The sequence below is a fragment of the Nitratireductor mangrovi genome, assembly GCF_007922615.2.
Classification (GTDB): Bacteria; Pseudomonadota; Alphaproteobacteria; order Rhizobiales; family Rhizobiaceae; genus Mangrovimarina; species Mangrovimarina mangrovi.
The window spans coordinates 824,221-839,956 of record NZ_CP042301.2 but is presented as its reverse complement, the minus strand read 5'-3'; the positions used below and the strand labels follow the sequence as shown (position 1 = coordinate 839,956).

The following is a 15,736-nucleotide window of genomic DNA, read 5'->3' as shown; positions in this document are numbered from 1 at the left end:
GCCAAGCACGGAACCGGGTCGGGCTGCCTCGACTTTCCTTAGGTGGCGCTGTGTCGACCAAAGATCAAGGGCACTGACCAGGCGGGCAGGACAGTCAACAAGCACATACGCATGACGGAACATAACGACCGCTTGCCCTCCGGGATCGGAGGGCGCGGTCCTTGCCCACGCAAGACCGATCAGGCGCTTGCGTTGGCCTTTTCCTTCTTGGGTTCGGCATAGATGTAGAGCGGCCGCGCCTGGCCGGTCACGACTTCTTCCGAGATCACCACTTCCTGAACGCCTTCGAGCGCCGGAAGCTCGAACATGGTGTCGAGGAGGATCGATTCCATGATCGAGCGCAGGCCGCGTGCGCCGGTCTTGCGCTCGATTGCCTTGCGGGCGATGGCCAGCAGAGCGGATTCGTGGAAAGTCAGTTCCACGCTCTCCATGTCGAACAGGCGCTGGTACTGCTTGACGAGCGCGTTCTTGGGCTCGCTGAGAATTTGCACCAGGGCCTCTTCGTCGAGGTCTTCGAGGGTTGCCAGCACCGGCAACCGCCCGACAAACTCGGGGATCAGCCCGAAGCGCAGCAGATCTTCCGGCTCGACCAACCGGAACAGTTCGCCCGAACGACGATCCTCAGGCGAAGCGACCTCGGCGCCGAAGCCGATCGAGGTCTTGCGGCCGCGGTCGGAGATGATCTTGTCGAGGCCGGCGAACGCGCCGCCACAGATGAACAGGATATTGGCGGTGTCGACCTGAAGGAACTCCTGCTGCGGATGCTTGCGCCCGCCCTGGGGCGGCACCGAGGCAACCGTGCCTTCCATGATCTTCAGCAGCGCCTGCTGGACACCTTCACCCGACACGTCGCGGGTGATGGAGGGGTTGTCCGACTTGCGCGAAATCTTGTCGATCTCGTCGATATAGACGATGCCGCGCTGAGCGCGCTCGACGTTGTAGTCGGCCGACTGCAGCAGCTTCAGGATGATGTTTTCGACGTCTTCGCCGACGTAACCTGCCTCTGTCAGGGTCGTGGCGTCGGCCATGGTGAAGGGCACGTCGATGATACGTGCGAGCGTCTGCGCGAGCAGGGTCTTGCCGCAACCCGTCGGACCGATCAGCAGAATGTTCGATTTCGCAAGTTCGACGTCGTTGTTTTTGGTCGCATGCGCGAGCCGTTTGTAGTGGTTGTGGACAGCCACCGACAGCACGCGCTTGGCGTAAGACTGGCCGATCACGTAGTCATCGAGAACCGTGATGATTTCCTGCGGAGTCGGCACGCCCTCGCGGGACTTCACCATCGAGGTCTTGTTCTCCTCGCGGATGATGTCCATGCACAGTTCGACGCATTCGTCGCAGATGAACACGGTCGGGCCGGCAATGAGTTTGCGCACCTCATGCTGGCTTTTGCCGCAGAACGAGCAGTAAAGCGTGTTCTTGGAGTCACCTCCACCACCGCCGCCGCTGTTGCTGACCTTGCTCATGCCTTCAACCCTTTCAGTCCCTTCCGGCCGGGGCCGGGCAGGTTCCGCTCTCGTCAGGCTAGCCCGAACGTCGCCTCCGTCCAGCGCCTGGCTCTTACGAAACACACTTTGAGTGACGCGGCAACGATTCGCCAAACCCCGTCCGAGGGTATTCCCCCGAAACTCAACATACGCTTAACGTAGGCGTTCGCCCCTGCGGTGGGAACACCCGAATGTGACAGAATTGCCGCAGAATGTTTCAAAAATGCGTCAAGCGCCCGCGTCGCTACATTCAGCTGGAAGGCTGGCCCTTGGCCTCCGTCTCGATCGCCGACCGGCTTGCGATGACCTTGTCAACGAGGCCGAAGTCGCGAGCCTCCTCCGACGTCATGAAGTGATCGCGGTCTAGCGTTTTCTCGATCGTCTCGTAGTCTTGGCCGGTGTGCTTGACATAGACCTCGTTCAGACGCCGCTTCAGCTTGATGATATCCTGGGCATGGCGCTCGATGTCGGACGCTTGGCCCTGGAAGCCACCAGAGGGCTGGTGGACCATGATGCGGGCGTTGGGCGTCGCAAAACGCATGTCCTTGTGGCCGGCGCAAAGAAGCAGCGAGCCCATCGACGCGGCCTGACCGATGCACAGGGTCGACACCGCCGGCTTGATGAACTCCATCGTGTCGTAGATCGCCATGCCGCTCGTCACGACCCCGCCCGGCGAATTGATGTAGAGCGCGATTTCCTTCTTGGGATTCTCGGCTTCGAGGAACAGCAGTTGCGCGCACACAAGCGTTGCCATCCCGTCCTCGATCGGGCCGGTGATGAAGATGATGCGTTCCTTGAGGAGCCGCGAGAAGATGTCGTAGGCCCGTTCGCCGCGATTGGTCTGCTCAACGACCATCGGAACGAGGTTCATCGCGGTTTCGACTGGGTCTCTCATCGGGCGTCCCCTTTCACGGAAGGCATTCCAGGTGCTGCGCCGATTCGGCAGCATCGATTCTGCGCTAAATAAGGCGCGCGAGCCCGGTTCCGCAAGGCTTGCGGGTCCGCGCCTGGCCAAAAGCTCAGGAATGGTTTACGCCGCTTCGGCGCGCAGGAAGGCAATGAGGCGGGCAAAATCCGGCCTCTCGATATGGTCGGCCACGCGCCGCCCCACCGCGGCGCCGAATTTGTAGCCGTGTCCGGAGCAGGCCGACACCACGAGACAGCTGCCGCGCTCCACGGCAAAGAATGTCTCGTCGGGTGTGAAGGTGTAGGCGCAGGTAACGACGCTCTCGACCTGATATTCCTTGATACGCAGCATGGGTGGGGAAAACAGGTCGCGGATCGCCTCGCCCTCCCCCGGTTCAGGTTCGCGCCGCGAATCGGCATCCGCCGAGGCAAACTTGTGCAGCCCGGAACCGAACTTCAGACCGCCTTCGCCGGACGGCGGGATGATGTAGCCGTCGGTGTTGCCGCCAACGTCGAGGATGACGGGCGCCCCGGACCAGACCTGAGCCAGATCGTTCGGCGGTCGCAGATAGACGACGGCGGTGCGGTAGGCGGTCAGGTCCGCGGCCAGGTCGGGAAAGAGTTTCGTGACCCAGGCGCCAGTGCATATCACCAGCCGATCGGCAGAAAGTGTCTCACCGCCTTCAAGCCGTATGGCCGCCCGGTCCTCGTCGACAGCGACCACACGGGCATTTTCCCGCACCACCGCACCGTGTTTGCGCAACCACCCGACCATGTCGAAGGCGATCCGCCGGCAATGCAGGGCGCCGCCCTCGGCAGAGACGTAGGCGAAGCGCATCGCACCTGCGTCGAGGAACGGCCAGCACTCCGCCGCCTCGCGAGGCGCCAACTTCTCGAATGGATAGCCGCCGGCCTGCAGTCCGGTCAGGAAATCCTCGGCCTCGTCGCCGGCCTCCCGCGACACGCAGAGGAAGCCCCGCGCATCGAGATGGCTATGTGCGAGATCGTCCCAAAGGTCATCCCAGGCGTCATAGGCCTCGGTAATGGCGTGGCCGTATCCGGTGGCAGAACCGTAGGCGCGGCGAATGATCCGGTGATGATCACCAGAGGCCGAACGCGGATTGGGAATCGGTCCCTGCTCGACCAGCGTCACCGCGTGTCCGCGTTTTGACAGCGCCCAGGCGGTGGAAAGGCCGGAGATACCGGCCCCAACAACAATTACCTTCATGCAACTCCCTTGGGTGACGGACGTCGGGACCCCTGACGGGCACAGCGGTCCCGCGTCCTAACGCCAGGTTCGCACCAGCGAAAGCCCTTTGCCCTTCCTCGTGCCTTAACGCCCGCCTCGGTCTATCGCCGCTCTGCTCGCTCTTGCCTGCGACGGCATGGCGCCGCCTTGACGCGTAGGCTATGCACGGGCGATGACGTCAGCGCCGCCCGCCTACCTCAACGCCGATATCGCCCGCCGGTCGGTCCGGCTCGATCCGCGCGAGCCGGCCTTCTTCAACGATCCCTATCCCGCCTATGGCTGGCTGCACGAAGCGATGCCGAGCTTCTTCTGGCAGGAGTTCGGCTTCTGGTGCTTTGCGGGCTACGACGTCGTCAATCGTCTCCTGCGCGACCGTCGCTTTGGTCGCGAAAACCGCTGGGGTCCGCCGGGCATCGTCGATGACGGACGTTCGCACCTTGCCGATTTCGACGCCGTCGAGCGGCGGTCGCTGCTGGAACTCGAGCCGCCAGCGCATACGAGGCTCCGAACGCTGGTCAACCGCGCCTTCGTGTCGCGTCAGGTCGAACGGTTGCGACCACGCATCGAGCAGCTTTCGCACCAACTGATCGATCGCATCGAGGAGGACGGCGAGGCCGACCTGCTGCCGGCCTTCGCAACACCGATCCCGGTGACGGTGATCGCCGAAATGCTCGGCGTGCCGGCGGAGTCCGGACCGCAACTCGTAGCGTGGTCGAACCGCATGGTGAGGATGTACACGCTGGCGCCGGGGCCGGAAACCGAGCGGGATGCCAACGCCGCCGCACGCGACTTCGCAACCTTCCTGCACGAGCATGTGAACAGCCGCCGCGGCGACCCGCGCGACGACCTCCTCACCCATATGATCCAGGCGAGCGAGGACGGCGAGAAACTCGACGAGGCCGAACTCGTCTCCTCGGTCATTCTGCTTCTCAACGCCGGCCACGAGGCGACCGTGCACCAGACCGGCAACGCCGTGCGCACGATCCTGCGGCAGGGAGGCGACCCGCGCCGGTTCTTTGCGACGCCGGGAGCAACGGCTGCGACTGTAGAGGAGTGCCTGCGCATCGACGCGCCGCTCCACATGTTCACACGCTATGCCTATGAGGATGTCGAGATCGAGCCCGGCATCACGGTCAGGACGGGCGACAAAATCGGTCTTCTTCTGGCGGCGGCCAACAACGATCCCGGCGCCTATGTTGCGCCTCGACGCTTCGATCCGACACGGAGCGACCAGAAGAACGTCTCCTTCGGGGCCGGCATCCATTTCTGCATCGGGGCGCCGCTGGCGCGTCTTGAACTGCAAGCAGGGCTGAAGGTGTTGTTCGAGCGGCTGCCAGAGCTGCGGTTGGCGGAAGAGCCGCGCTATCGCGACAACTACCATTTCCACGGGCTGGAGAAGCTGGTCGTAAGGTTCTGAGGTCGCCTAGGAGGTAGCTCGCGGGCCCAAAGCAGCCCGAAAACAAGGAAAGCACCGAGATTGCTCCCGGTGCCTCCCTGTTCAGATCGGCCGCCTCGTCGTGGTCGTCCGAAAACTTCCCGATCGGACCTGCCTTTCTGACGGTTGCGAAAGCAGCGAATTCCCGAAAGATATTCACCTTCTTCCGAACCCCGCGCACCGACCACTCGGATCAGCACACGCACCGTCGAAGGAGTTGACCGCCCTTCACGGCAGCATCGGCTTTGCCTCGGCGTTCCAGACCGCTTTCGGCGTTCCGCTGGACCTCTGGTTCGTACCTGGCTTGCGGGTTACCCCGCCGCCCCGGTCGTGGCCAGTGCGGTCTCAGGCTTGCTTTTCCGCTTGATCCCGCTGTCCTGGCGGGGCGTCCAAGCTCCTGAGATGACCCGACGTTACGTCCGTCCTGCGAAGCCGGCAAGAATGGGTGGCCTGTGGAAATCGGGGATCAAGGGGATAACCGGATGACGTTGCGCACAGGGGTCATCTACGAGCGATGCGATGGGCCGATCAGGCGCGGATCACATATTCCTTGCGCGTCGTTTCGACAACCTCCCAAGTGCCCCTGAAGCCGGGACGGATCACGAAACTGTCGCCGGCACGCACCGTCTGCGCCACACCGCCTTCCTCCTCAATGACCGAAACGCCGTCGAGGACGTGGCAGAATTCCCATTCGTCATAGGAAATGCGCCATTTGCCCGGTGTCGCTTCCCAGACGCCGGCGAAGAGCCCTCCATCGGCCTCTTCGACGTTCCAGGTGCGGAAGGTCGGGTTGCCTGCGATGACACGGTCGGCCTGCGGCGCACCCAGTTCGGGCTCGCTGCCGTCGATGGCAATCCTCACAAGGTGCGCGCTCATCAAACTTCTCCATTGCCCCGCCACCCCGGCACGCCTGGCGTCGTCGCCGAGTCAACCAAGCACCGGGGGCCGGTGCCGGCCCTCATCCCGCCTTGGCCAGCGCCTGGTCCAGGTCGGCGATTATATCTTCCGCATCCTCGATGCCGACCGACAGCCGCACGACGTCCGGACCCGCACCTGCCGCCGTCTTCTGCTCGTCGGAGAGCTGGCGGTGAGTGGTCGAGGCCGGGTGGATAATCAGCGAGCGCACGTCGCCGATATTGGCAAGGTGCGAGAACAGTTCGACGCTTTCGACCACCTGGACGCCCGCCTCGAAGCCTCCCTTCAGCCCGAAGGTGAAGACCGCGCCCGCGCCCTTGGGCGAGTATTTTTGCATCATCGCGTGGTTGGGGTCCGACGCAAGACCCGGATATGAGACCCAGGCGACCTGCGGGTGCTTTTCCAGCCAGGCTGCGACCTTCAGCGCGTTGTCGCAATGGCGCTGCATCCTCAGCGCCAGCGTTTCGATGCCTTGCAGGATGAGGAAGGCATTGAAGGGCGAGATCGCGGGCCCGAAGTCACGCAGGCCAAGCACGCGGCAGGCAATCGCGAAGGCGAAATTGCCGAAGGTTTCGTGCAGCACCATGCCGGCATATTCGGGACGCGGCTCCGACAGCATCGGATAATTGCCAGACTTCGACCAATTGAAGGTGCCACCATCAACGATCGCGCCGCCCATGGAATTGCCGTGACCGCCCATGAATTTGGTCAGTGAATGGACGACGATGTCGGCGCCGTGCTCGATCGGACGCAGCAGGTAGGGCGAAGCCATGGTGTTGTCGACGATGAGGGGCAGACCGTGCTTGCGGGCAATGTCACCGATCTTCTCCAGGTCGACGAAATCGCCGCCGGGGTTGGCAAGGCTTTCCACAAAAATGGCCCGGGTCTTGTCGTCGATCTGGCTTTCGAAGCTCGCCATGTCGTCGACATCGGCCCAGCGCACCTCCCAGCCGAAGTTTTTGAAGGCATGACCGAACTGGTTGATCGAGCCCCCGTAGAGCTTCCGGGCAGCGATAAAATTCTCGCCCGGGCGCATCAGCGTGTGGAAGACGATAAGTTGCGCGCCATGTCCCGACGAGGTTGCGAGCGCAGCGGTGCCGCCTTCAAGCGCGGCAATACGTTCCTCCAGCACCGCCTGGGTCGGGTTCATGATGCGGGTGTAGATGTTGCCGAACGCCTTCAGCCCGAACAGCGAGGCGGCGTGGTCGACATCGTCGAAGACAAAGGAAGTCGTCTGGTAGATCGGGGTTGCCCGTGCGCCGGTGGCCGGATCCGGCTGCGCGCCGGCGTGAATGGCAAGCGTGTCGAATCCCGGCGTGCGTTGGGTCATGTTTCCCCTCCTTCATTCAGAAGCCACTGTAGCGCCCGCCTTCATGGCAAAGCGGGCCGACAATGGCAAAGGGGATTTTCGACCACGAGCCGGTTGGGAGGACGAGGTCGTCTTGCGCGAGGAAGGCGTCCGCCCGCGCGTCAGCGCTCGATGGTGGAATTGCGCCTGATCTTCTGCTGCAGGAGGAGCACCCCATAAAGCAGGGCCTCCGCTGTCGGCGGGCAACCCGGCACGTAGATGTCGACCGGTATAATGCGATCGCATCCGCGCACGGTCGAATAGGAGTAGTGATAGTAACCACCGCCATTGGCGCAGCTTCCCATCGAAATTACGTAGCGCGGCTCGGCCATCTGGTCGTAGACCTTTCGCAGTGCCGGAGCCATCTTGTTGGTGAGAGTGCCGGCGACGATCATCAGATCGGCCTGGCGCGGCGTGCCGGGCAGCGCCATGCCGAAACGCTCGAAATCGTAGCGCGGGCCGAACATCTGCATCATCTCGACCGCACAGCAGGCCAGACCGAACGCCAATTGATGTAGCGAGCCGGTGCGCGCCCAGCCGATCAGGTCACTCATGCTGGTGACGAGATAGCCCTTGTCGGCGAGGACGTCCGAGAAGCCGGCAAGAGGTTCGCGCACATCCTGGACGTGAGGAGCGTTCTGTATTGGCATGGCTCAAGCTCGCTCGTTGAGAGGAGCCATGGTTTTGCCCGGTGTGGTGGGGAGCGGTATAGAAACGAAACGACACCAAGCGGATGCGCATGAACCCGCCAGCCACTCAATCGCAACGGGCGAAGGCCATGATGCTCCTGCCGCGACCTTCGCTCGCGGCCTGTGTCGTCCTGGGGATCGTACGGGACACGAGGGGCAGTGCCCTTCCCCACAAGGACCGCTTCAATCACTTTCCGCTTTCGCCTTACTGCGCGCTGACCTGGCATCTCGAAGGCCAACTGCACCTGGTCACCAACGACTCGGAAAAGGCCGCACCAGAAACCGGCGTCGCGCTGCCAAGGCTGATGGTCTCAGGACCGGGTAGCGCGCCAGTGACGACCTGGAGCCCCGGCCAGGTTCTCGTCTTGACGGTCGGCTTCTACCCTGATGTCTGGGAAGTTCTCATGGGGACAAGCGTCGCGCCGCTGTTCGACAAACATCTTGCCGCGGCAGACGCCCTGCCTCCCGACTTGGTAGAAACGCTGGCCCCTGTCTTTCAAGCTGGAACGGTCGGGCAGCGATTTGCGCGCTTCGAGGATGAGATCCTGCCGCTGTGGGCCAGGCGGCGCCCTCAGAGCGGGCTATCGCCGTTCTGGATGCGGGACTGGACCCAAGCCCTGGCAACGCGCGCAGCCCTCTCCGGTACCGGGCGAAGCCTGCGGCAGTTGCAAAGGCGCATCAAGCGCCAGACAGGCCGCACGCAGCGCGAACTTTCCCTCCTTGCCCGCAACGAAGAGCTTTTTGCACGGGTGATGACGGACGACGCCAAGCCCGACTATGCGGGGCTTGCGGCCGACAGCGGCTTTGCCGATCAGGCGCATATGGGGCGCGAGGTCCGCCGCATGACCGGCATGCCGCCTGCGACAATCCTCAGGCTGATCGCTACCGAGGAAAGCTACTGGCCCTACCGGCTGCTCGGCATGCGCTATGTGTAATGGCGCGGCTGCCTAGCGCTGACGGATGCCGAAGCTCTGGAAACCGGAACGCATCAGCGGTTTTTTCGCGGAAATCACACGGCTATTGACGCCATTCCAGCCGATTTCGCCGGAAAGCCGCGCATACTCGATCTTCGGACACCGATCCATGACGACCTTGATGCCGGCGGCCTCGGCGCGGGCGGCCGCCTCGTCATCGCGAACGGTGAGTTGCATCCAGATGACCTTGGGAAGCGGATCGAGCGCCAGCGCCTCGTCGACAATCGCTGGCACCGCCGCCGAGGGGCGGAAGATGTCGACCATGTCGACCGGCTCGGGAACATCCGCCAGGGTCGCAAACACAGGCCGGCCGAGGATTTCCTTGCCGGCCTGGCCCGGGTTGACCGGAAACACCGTGTAACCCTTGTCGATCAGATATTTGGTGACAAAGAAGGAAGGACGGACGTCATTCGCCGAGGCGCCGACTATGGCGACCGTCTTCACCGAGTTGAGGATGCCGGAGATATAGGTGTTGTCGTAGGCGTCGTGGTTCATGGCAACGCATGTGCCGGAAGCCGCCGCATCAATCAAGCGGCAAGCGCTCGGCGACCGGACGCGTTCTTTGCTATTCGCCCTTCCACTCGGGCTTACGTTTCGAGACGAACGCATCGATTCCCTCGTCGGAATCGCGCGTCATGAAACCTTCGACCATCACGGCGGAAGCATAGTCATATGCTTCCGAAAGGCGCATGTCGGCCTGCTCGTGGAAGGCGCGCTTGCCGCGCGCGATGGCGGCTGGCGACTTGGAGGCGATGGCGGCGGCATATTTCGCCGTCACCTGGTCGAGATATTCCGGCGGCACGACGCGATTGACGAGGCCGAAATCGCGCGCCGTCTGGGCGTCGATCATCTCGCCGGTAAGAAGCATTTCCATGGCGTGTTTGCGCGACACGTTGCGCGACAGCGCCACCATCGGCGTCGAGCAGAAGCCGCCTAGATTGACACCGGGGGTACAAAAGCGCGCCGCCTCCGAGGCAATCGCAAGATCGCAGCTGGCGACGAGCTGGCAGCCGGCCGCAGTCGCGATGCCGTCAACCCTGGCAATCACCGGCTTCGGCAGGCGAACGATTGCCTTCATCAGTTCCGAGCAGCGACGGAAAAGGTCTTCGAGGAACGCGCGGCCACCGTCGGGATCGGCGCGATGGGCGGCCATCTCCTTGAGATCATGGCCGGCACAAAAGATCTTGCCGGACGAAGCAAGCACCAGCACGCGCACTGCCTTGTCGGATCGCGCGGCATCGAGGGTGCGATGCAGCGTCGCGATCATCTCCATGGAAAGCGCATGCGCCGGCGGATTCGACAGGGTGACCGTGAGCACGCCGTCTTGAAGGTCGGTCGCGACAAGTCCGGTCGAACTCTCCTCGAGATCGAGAGCGACAATTTCCGCCATCGCGTCTTCTCCCTTTGTGGGCCCTGCCCTTGCATTCGAGAACTATCACGATGCGGCTTGAAGAACAGCCCGGAAACGGCAATGCTGATTGACGTTTACGAAAACGGAAGATCGGCGACGGGAGGAAGCAGGTGGCGAAGGTTCACTATGAAAAGGACGGGCGGATCGGCCGCATCACGCTTAACAGACCCGACGTGATGAACGCCATCGACGATGACCTGCCGCGCGAACTGGCCGCGGCGGTGGAGCTGGCCAATTCCGACGCGGGAGTCCATGTCATCGTACTTTCCGGCGCCGGCAAGGCGTTCTGCGCCGGCTACGACCTCGCCTACTATGCACAGGCATCGGCAGGCCGCGGGCATGAGATGACCCAGGAGATGCCGTGGGACCCGATGAAGGATTACGCCTTCATGATGCGTAACACGGAGCTCTTCATGTCCCTGTGGCGCAGCTACAGGCCGGTCATCTGCAAGGTTCACGGCTTCGCCGTCGCCGGCGGCTCAGACATCGCGCTCTGCTGCGACATGATCGTGATGGCGGACGATGCAGAGATCGGTTACATGCCGGTCCGGGTCTGGGGCTGCCCGACGACGGCGATGTGGGTCTACCGGCTCGGCCCCGAACGGGCCAAGCGCATGCTCTTCACCGGTGATCGCATCAAGGGAACGGAAGCCGAGCAAATCGGGCTGGTTCTGAAGTCCGTGCCGGCCGCCGAACTCGACGCCGAGGTCGAGCGGCTCGCCGAGCGCATGGCCGGCGTGCCGGTCAACCAGTTGATGATGCAGAAACTGGTGGTCAACCAGGCGATCGAGGCGATGGGGCTGAAACAGACGCAGATGTTCGCCACCATCTTTGACGGTATCACGCGCCACTCGCCGGAAGGGCTCAACTTCAAGCACAGGGCCGAGGAACGCGGCTGGAAGCAGGCTGTACGCGAACGCGACCTCGGCACCTTCGATTGGACACAGAACCAGCCGATCAACGCGCCGAAATAGGGGAGAGTGAATTGGCGAGCAATTCCGGCCTCGTGCCGGTCTTGAGTGTCGAGGAGGTCAACGCGCTGATGGAGCGCGAGTTTCCGCAGCTCAATTCCGGTACGTCGAGCTTCTACGCCACCGCGGTCGTGCCGGGCGGCTGTTCGGTCAGGCTCGACGCGACCGAGAAGCATCTGCGCCCGGGCAATACCGTCTCAGGCCCTTCTCTGTTCACCTTGGCCGACATCGGCGGTTATGTTTGCGTTTTGTCGCATGCGGGCCCCGACGCGCTGTCGGTCACGACGAACCTCAACATCAACTTCGTGCGCAAGGCGCCGGCCGGACCCGTCGATGGCCACTGCCGCATCATCAAGCTGGGCAGGAGCCTGATGGTCTTCGAGATCGACATGAGGGCCGGGGCCGAAGGAGTGACCGTCGCACACGCGACAGGCACCTATTCGATCCCGCCAAAACCTAAATAATCTGCGGTATTTTGATACCATATTTCTAACCTGTTGAAATTGCTTTGATAAATTTCACACAACAAGATGTTCTGACTTGACGGCGTTGTCGTGAGCCTCTATGAGCCCTGCGACCGTACCGGGAAACTGGTGCGGTCTGTACTTTTGTCGGCGACCTTCACCGGTGCCGGCGAAATTCAAGCAACAAGAAACGCCTTCGTTCGCGAAGGTCCATTCGGAAGCACAGACCATGAAAACCTATTCGCAGAAGCCTGCGGACGTGGAGAAGAAGTGGGTGCTGATCGACGCCGAAGGTCTCGTCGTCGGCCGCCTCGCCTCCATCGTCGCCAACCGCCTGCGCGGCAAGCATAAGCCGACCTTCACCCCGCATGTCGACGACGGCGACAATGTCATCGTCATCAACGCCGACAAGGTGGCGCTCACCGGCAAGAAGCTGTCGGACAAGATCTACTACTGGCACACGGGCCATCCCGGGGGCGTCAAGCAGCGTAGCGCGAGCCAGTTGCTCGAGGGGCGCTTTCCCGAGCGCGTCATCGAAAAGGCCGTCGAACGCATGATCCCGCGCGGCCCACTCGGACGGCGCCAGATGAAGAACCTTCGCGTCTATGCGGGCACCGAACATCCGCATGCCGCCCAGCAGCCGGAGGCGCTCGACGTCGCCGCGCTCAACCGCAAGAACAAGAGGGCCTGATATGGCTGAGCTCAATTCGCTCGAAGAACTCGGCGCCGCCACCGGCGTTGTCGCCACCGAGGAGCCTGCGGCACCGGTGCATGTCCAGAAGCTGGACGCGCATGGCCGCGCCTATGCGACCGGCAAGCGTAAGGATGCGATCGCGCGCGTCTGGGTCAAGCCGGGTTCCGGCAAGATCACCGTCAACGACAAGGAATTCGACAAGTACTTCGCCCGGCCGGTGCTGCAGATGATCCTGCGCCAGCCGATCGTCGCGTCGAACCGCGACGGCCAGTACGACATCATCGCGACGGTCACCGGCGGTGGCCTTTCCGGCCAGGCCGGTGCCGTGCGTCACGGCATCTCCAAGGCACTGACGCACTATGAGCCGGAGCTTCGCTCCACGCTCAAGAAGGGTGGCTTCCTGACCCGCGACAGCCGCACCGTCGAGCGAAAGAAATACGGCAAGCGCAAGGCCCGCCGGTCGTTCCAGTTCTCGAAGCGCTAGACTTCACAACTGGCAGACAATCGGAAAAGCGGGCCTTCGGGCCCGCTTTTTTTGTGCATTCACCCTCGACCAAATCACTGTCAATCACTATGATTGAGTGTGATTGGAGACGACAATGGAAACGAAGGTCCTGACAGCGCATGTCCCGCTGCCGCTGGCCGAGAAGGTCGATGAGATGGCGGCGCGGCTGGAGCGGTCGCGTGGCTGGATCGTGAAGCAGGCGCTTTCGGCCTGGGTCGAACAGGAAGAAGAGCGACGACGCCTGACACTCGAGGCAATGGCGGACGTGGATGAAGGACGCGTGATCGATCATCAGGCTGTCCAGGCCTGGGCCGACAGCCTCGACGACGACGATCCCCTCCCGCCACCGCGCTGATGGAACTCTTCTGGACGAGCAAGGCCTCTGCCGATCTGGTCCGGCTCCACGATTTCCTCGCCGCCGTCAACCCGCGTGCCGCAGCGCGGACCGTGCAGGCGCTCGCTGCGGCGCCGCAACGCCTTCTCGAACAGCCGCGGATCGGTGAAAGGATACAGGAGTTCGACCCCCGCGACGTTCGGCGTATCCTCGTCGGCAAATATGAAATGCGTTACGAGATCAGTTCATCGCAAATTTACGTTCTGCGCCTGTGGCACACGCGAGAGGACCGCTAGCAAAATGCCATCCAAATCGATCGATCACGCCTTCACCGCCCGAACGAATGTGGGTGCGGCGGGCGACCCGACCTATGCCGGGGCGCTGTCCTTCATGCGCCGCCGCTACACCAAGAACGTCAAGGGCGCGGACGCGATCGTCTGGGGCATCCCGTTTGACGCGGCCGTCACCAACCGGCCTGGCGCCCGCTTCGGTCCGCAAGCGATCCGGCGGGCGGCGGCGATCTTCGACAATGACCCGCAATATCCGTTCGATCGCGACCTTTTCGCCGACCTTGCCGTCGTCGACTATGGCGATTGCCTGCTCGACAACGGCAATCACCAGAAGACGCCGGCAACAATCGAGCGCGAGGCGAAGAAGCTGCTGAAGTCGGGTGCCTTCCTGGTTTCGCTTGGCGGCGACCACTTCGTCACCTGGCCACTGCTCAAGGCTCATGCCGAACGCCACGGTCCCCTCGCACTGGTCCAGTTCGACGCCCATCAGGATACCTGGTTCGACGACGGCAAGCGCATCGACCACGGCTCCTTCGTCGCCCGCGCCGTGCGCGACGGCGTCATCGATCCCGGCCGCTCGATCCAGATCGGCATTCGCAGCCATGCGCCGGAGGATTGCGGCATAAGGATCATGTACGGTTACGAGATCGACGAGATGCGGGCGGCCGACATCGCCTACCAGATTGCCGAACGGACTGCGGGCAGAAAGGCCTACATCACCTTCGACATCGACTGCCTGGACCCAGCGTTTGCGCCGGGCACCGGCACGCCGGTGGCGGGTGGCCCCTCCTCGGCCAAGATGCTTTCGGTGCTGCGCCAGCTCGGCCAGCTCGACGTTGTCGGTGCGGATATCGTAGAGGTCTCGCCGCCCTATGACCACGCCGACATCACCGCGATTGCAGGCGCGACGGTGGCCCAGCACTATCTTGGCCTCGTTGCCGAAAGGAGGGCGCGCGGATGACGACCCGACGACGCAAGGATGCCTCCACAGGCTGAAGCCAGCGGCTGAGAAACTGATTCAGCATGTTCACGCGGGACCTCAGGCCCATCGGAAAGTGATGCCACCAATGGCGACAAGCCATTGAACGCAGATTCCTTTTTGAATTAAGACAAGCCATGAAACCGAAAATCTTCATCGACGGCGAACACGGCACCACCGGACTGCAGATCCGGACGCGGCTTGCCGGGCGGACCGACCTCGAAATGCTCTCGATCCCCGAGGTCGATCGCCGCGACCGTGGCCTCCGCGAGGAGATGCTCAAGGAAGCCGATATCGCCATCTTGTGCCTGCCGGACGACGCGGCGCGCGAATCCGTGGCCATCCTCGACGGTGTCAACTCGACGCGTGTGATCGACACCTCGACCGCGCACCGGATCCATCCGGACTGGGCCTACGGTTTTGCCGAGATGACCGAAGGCCAGAGCGAACGGATCGCCAAGGCGCGGCTAGTGGCAAACCCGGGCTGCTATCCGACCGGCGCCATCTCGCTGATCCGGCCGCTTCGCGAAGCTGGTATCCTGCCCGCCGACTATCCAGTCACGGTCAACGCGGTGTCTGGCTATACCGGCGGCGGCAAGCAGATGATCGCGCAGATGGAGGACGGGGCGCATCCCGAGCACATCGCCGCGCCGCATTTCCTCTACGGGCTCGCTCTGTCGCACAAGCACCTGCCGGAAATGCAGACGCATGGCCTTGTCGACAGGACGCCGATCTTTTCGCCCAGCGTCGGGCGTTTCGCGCAAGGCATGATCGTCCAGTTGCCTCTGCACCTCGCCGATCTCGACGGGGCACCATCGCTCGGCGACGTATACGCCGCGCTGGATCGCCACTATGCCGGAAAGACGATCGTCGAGGTCGTCCCGCTGGAAGTGAGCCGCAGCCTTTCCCGCCTCGATCCGACCATGCTCAACGGGACCGACACGATGAAGCTTTTCGTCTTCGGCACCGAAGGTCGCGGTCAGGCCAATCTAGTGGCCGTCCTCGACAATCTCGGCAAGGGCGCATCCGGCGCGGCGGTGCAGAACATGGGTTTGATGCTGGGACAAGCGGCATAGATTCGCGCG

The 15,736-nt window shown here is 63.0% G+C and carries 18 protein-coding genes; 10 read left to right on the top strand and 8 right to left on the bottom strand.

Features of this window, described 5'->3' with window-relative positions; all coding sequences use genetic code 11:
• Positions 1 to 179 precede the first annotated feature (179 nt).
• The 3 genes from clpX to FQ775_RS04045 form a co-directional block, all read right to left on the bottom strand.
• The gene (clpX, locus tag FQ775_RS04055) at positions 180 to 1,466 is read right to left on the bottom strand and encodes an ATP-dependent Clp protease ATP-binding subunit ClpX (protein ID WP_146299517.1); all 1,287 of its coding nucleotides are present in this window, start codon (positions 1,464 to 1,466) and stop codon (positions 180 to 182) included.
• A gap of 271 nt (positions 1,467 to 1,737) precedes the next feature.
• Positions 1,738 to 2,382, bottom strand: coding sequence for an ATP-dependent Clp protease proteolytic subunit (locus FQ775_RS04050; protein ID WP_146299518.1), 645 nt, complete (start codon positions 2,380 to 2,382; stop codon positions 1,738 to 1,740).
• Positions 2,383 to 2,517: 135 nt separating this feature from the next.
• Positions 2,518 to 3,621 carry an NAD(P)/FAD-dependent oxidoreductase gene (locus tag FQ775_RS04045; RefSeq protein ID WP_146299519.1) on the bottom strand — a complete coding sequence of 368 codons (1,104 nt, stop codon included), beginning with the start codon at positions 3,619 to 3,621 and terminating at the stop codon, positions 2,518 to 2,520.
• 193 nt (positions 3,622 to 3,814) lie between these two features.
• Here FQ775_RS04045 and FQ775_RS04040 point away from each other — a divergent pair, with 193 nt between their 5' ends.
• Complete coding sequence (locus FQ775_RS04040) at positions 3,815 to 5,059, top strand: cytochrome P450 (protein WP_146299520.1); 1,245 nt, start codon at positions 3,815 to 3,817, stop codon at positions 5,057 to 5,059.
• A 546-nt stretch (positions 5,060 to 5,605) separates the two neighbouring features.
• On the opposite strand, the gene FQ775_RS04035 is transcribed toward FQ775_RS04040, so the two are convergent.
• The 3 genes from FQ775_RS04035 to FQ775_RS04025 all read right to left on the bottom strand — a co-directional run bounded on the left by FQ775_RS04035 (position 5,606) and on the right by FQ775_RS04025 (position 7,990).
• Entirely contained in the window at positions 5,606 to 5,953 is a 348-nt protein-coding gene (locus FQ775_RS04035; protein WP_146299521.1) for a cupin domain-containing protein, read from the bottom strand.
• A gap of 82 nt (positions 5,954 to 6,035) precedes the next feature.
• Positions 6,036 to 7,322, bottom strand: a complete 1,287-nt coding sequence (locus tag FQ775_RS04030; RefSeq protein ID WP_146299522.1) for an O-acetylhomoserine aminocarboxypropyltransferase — start codon at positions 7,320 to 7,322, stop codon at positions 6,036 to 6,038.
• A 140-nt stretch (positions 7,323 to 7,462) separates the two neighbouring features.
• Complete coding sequence (locus FQ775_RS04025) at positions 7,463 to 7,990, bottom strand: NuoB/complex I 20 kDa subunit family protein (protein ID WP_146299523.1); 528 nt, start codon at positions 7,988 to 7,990, stop codon at positions 7,463 to 7,465.
• Positions 7,991 to 8,118: 128 nt separating this feature from the next.
• Between FQ775_RS04025 and FQ775_RS04020 the strand changes: the two genes are divergently transcribed.
• Positions 8,119 to 8,964, top strand: a complete 846-nt coding sequence (locus FQ775_RS04020; protein WP_167812758.1) for an AraC family transcriptional regulator — start codon at positions 8,119 to 8,121, stop codon at positions 8,962 to 8,964.
• Between the two features lie 12 nt (positions 8,965 to 8,976).
• Here the strand turns inward: FQ775_RS04020 and FQ775_RS04015 are convergent, their stop codons facing one another.
• Together FQ775_RS04015 and FQ775_RS04010 are read right to left on the bottom strand one after the other, a co-directional pair.
• Positions 8,977 to 9,498 (bottom strand): CoA-binding protein, encoded by a 522-nt coding sequence (locus FQ775_RS04015; protein WP_146299525.1) that lies wholly within the window; start codon positions 9,496 to 9,498, stop codon positions 8,977 to 8,979.
• Between the two features lie 70 nt (positions 9,499 to 9,568).
• On the bottom strand, positions 9,569 to 10,393 hold the full coding sequence (locus FQ775_RS04010) for an enoyl-CoA hydratase (RefSeq protein ID WP_146299526.1): 825 nt from the start codon (positions 10,391 to 10,393) through the stop codon (positions 9,569 to 9,571).
• A 131-nt stretch (positions 10,394 to 10,524) separates the two neighbouring features.
• Here FQ775_RS04010 and FQ775_RS04005 point away from each other — a divergent pair, with 131 nt between their 5' ends.
• The 8 genes from FQ775_RS04005 to argC all read left to right on the top strand — a co-directional run bounded on the left by FQ775_RS04005 (position 10,525) and on the right by argC (position 15,727).
• Positions 10,525 to 11,388, top strand: coding sequence for a crotonase/enoyl-CoA hydratase family protein (locus tag FQ775_RS04005; RefSeq protein WP_146299527.1), 864 nt, complete (start codon positions 10,525 to 10,527; stop codon positions 11,386 to 11,388).
• 68 nt (positions 11,389 to 11,456) lie between these two features.
• Positions 11,457 to 11,849 (top strand): PaaI family thioesterase, encoded by a 393-nt coding sequence (locus tag FQ775_RS04000; protein ID WP_146301927.1) that lies wholly within the window; start codon positions 11,457 to 11,459, stop codon positions 11,847 to 11,849.
• Between the two features lie 229 nt (positions 11,850 to 12,078).
• A complete protein-coding gene (gene rplM / locus FQ775_RS03995; protein ID WP_146299528.1) occupies positions 12,079 to 12,540 on the top strand; it encodes a 50S ribosomal protein L13 in 462 nt (153 codons plus the stop codon).
• A 1-nt stretch (position 12,541) separates the two neighbouring features.
• On the top strand, positions 12,542 to 13,027 hold the full coding sequence (gene rpsI, locus FQ775_RS03990; RefSeq protein WP_146299529.1) for a 30S ribosomal protein S9: 486 nt from the start codon (positions 12,542 to 12,544) through the stop codon (positions 13,025 to 13,027).
• A 115-nt stretch (positions 13,028 to 13,142) separates the two neighbouring features.
• A complete protein-coding gene (locus FQ775_RS03985) occupies positions 13,143 to 13,403 on the top strand; it encodes a CopG family ribbon-helix-helix protein (RefSeq protein WP_146299530.1) in 261 nt (86 codons plus the stop codon).
• The gene (locus tag FQ775_RS03980) at positions 13,403 to 13,678 is read left to right on the top strand and encodes a type II toxin-antitoxin system RelE/ParE family toxin (RefSeq protein ID WP_146299531.1); all 276 of its coding nucleotides are present in this window, start codon (positions 13,403 to 13,405) and stop codon (positions 13,676 to 13,678) included. The genes FQ775_RS03985 and FQ775_RS03980 overlap by 1 nt, the downstream gene beginning before the upstream one ends.
• A 4-nt stretch (positions 13,679 to 13,682) precedes the next feature.
• Complete coding sequence (gene speB, locus FQ775_RS03975; RefSeq protein WP_146299532.1) at positions 13,683 to 14,633, top strand: agmatinase; 951 nt, start codon at positions 13,683 to 13,685, stop codon at positions 14,631 to 14,633.
• Between the two features lie 155 nt (positions 14,634 to 14,788).
• A complete protein-coding gene (argC, locus tag FQ775_RS03970) occupies positions 14,789 to 15,727 on the top strand; it encodes an N-acetyl-gamma-glutamyl-phosphate reductase (protein WP_146299533.1) in 939 nt (312 codons plus the stop codon).
• Positions 15,728 to 15,736 lie beyond the last annotated feature (9 nt).

Excerpts from the sequence above, each read along its gene's own strand:
- clpX (WP_146299517.1), bottom strand. The coding sequence starts at position 1,466 with ATGAGCAAGGTCAGCAACAGCGGCGGCGGTGGTGGAGGTGACTCCAAG.
- FQ775_RS04050 (WP_146299518.1), bottom strand. The coding sequence starts at position 2,382 with ATGAGAGACCCAGTCGAAACCGCGATGAACCTCGTTCCGATGGTCGTT.
- FQ775_RS04045 (WP_146299519.1), bottom strand. The coding sequence starts at position 3,621 with ATGAAGGTAATTGTTGTTGGGGCCGGTATCTCCGGCCTTTCCACCGCC.
- FQ775_RS04040 (WP_146299520.1), top strand. The coding sequence starts at position 3,815 with ATGACGTCAGCGCCGCCCGCCTACCTCAACGCCGATATCGCCCGCCGG.
- FQ775_RS04035 (WP_146299521.1), bottom strand. The coding sequence starts at position 5,953 with ATGAGCGCGCACCTTGTGAGGATTGCCATCGACGGCAGCGAGCCCGAA.
- FQ775_RS04030 (WP_146299522.1), bottom strand. The coding sequence starts at position 7,322 with ATGACCCAACGCACGCCGGGATTCGACACGCTTGCCATTCACGCCGGC.
- FQ775_RS04025 (WP_146299523.1), bottom strand. The coding sequence starts at position 7,990 with ATGCCAATACAGAACGCTCCTCACGTCCAGGATGTGCGCGAACCTCTT.
- FQ775_RS04020 (WP_167812758.1), top strand. The coding sequence starts at position 8,119 with ATGATGCTCCTGCCGCGACCTTCGCTCGCGGCCTGTGTCGTCCTGGGG.
- FQ775_RS04015 (WP_146299525.1), bottom strand. The coding sequence starts at position 9,498 with ATGAACCACGACGCCTACGACAACACCTATATCTCCGGCATCCTCAAC.
- FQ775_RS04010 (WP_146299526.1), bottom strand. The coding sequence starts at position 10,393 with ATGGCGGAAATTGTCGCTCTCGATCTCGAGGAGAGTTCGACCGGACTT.
- FQ775_RS04000 (WP_146301927.1), top strand. The coding sequence starts at position 11,457 with ATGGAGCGCGAGTTTCCGCAGCTCAATTCCGGTACGTCGAGCTTCTAC.
- rplM (WP_146299528.1), top strand. The coding sequence starts at position 12,079 with ATGAAAACCTATTCGCAGAAGCCTGCGGACGTGGAGAAGAAGTGGGTG.
- rpsI (WP_146299529.1), top strand. The coding sequence starts at position 12,542 with ATGGCTGAGCTCAATTCGCTCGAAGAACTCGGCGCCGCCACCGGCGTT.
- FQ775_RS03985 (WP_146299530.1), top strand. The coding sequence starts at position 13,143 with ATGGAAACGAAGGTCCTGACAGCGCATGTCCCGCTGCCGCTGGCCGAG.
- FQ775_RS03980 (WP_146299531.1), top strand. The coding sequence starts at position 13,403 with ATGGAACTCTTCTGGACGAGCAAGGCCTCTGCCGATCTGGTCCGGCTC.
- speB (WP_146299532.1), top strand. The coding sequence starts at position 13,683 with ATGCCATCCAAATCGATCGATCACGCCTTCACCGCCCGAACGAATGTG.
- argC (WP_146299533.1), top strand. The coding sequence starts at position 14,789 with ATGAAACCGAAAATCTTCATCGACGGCGAACACGGCACCACCGGACTG.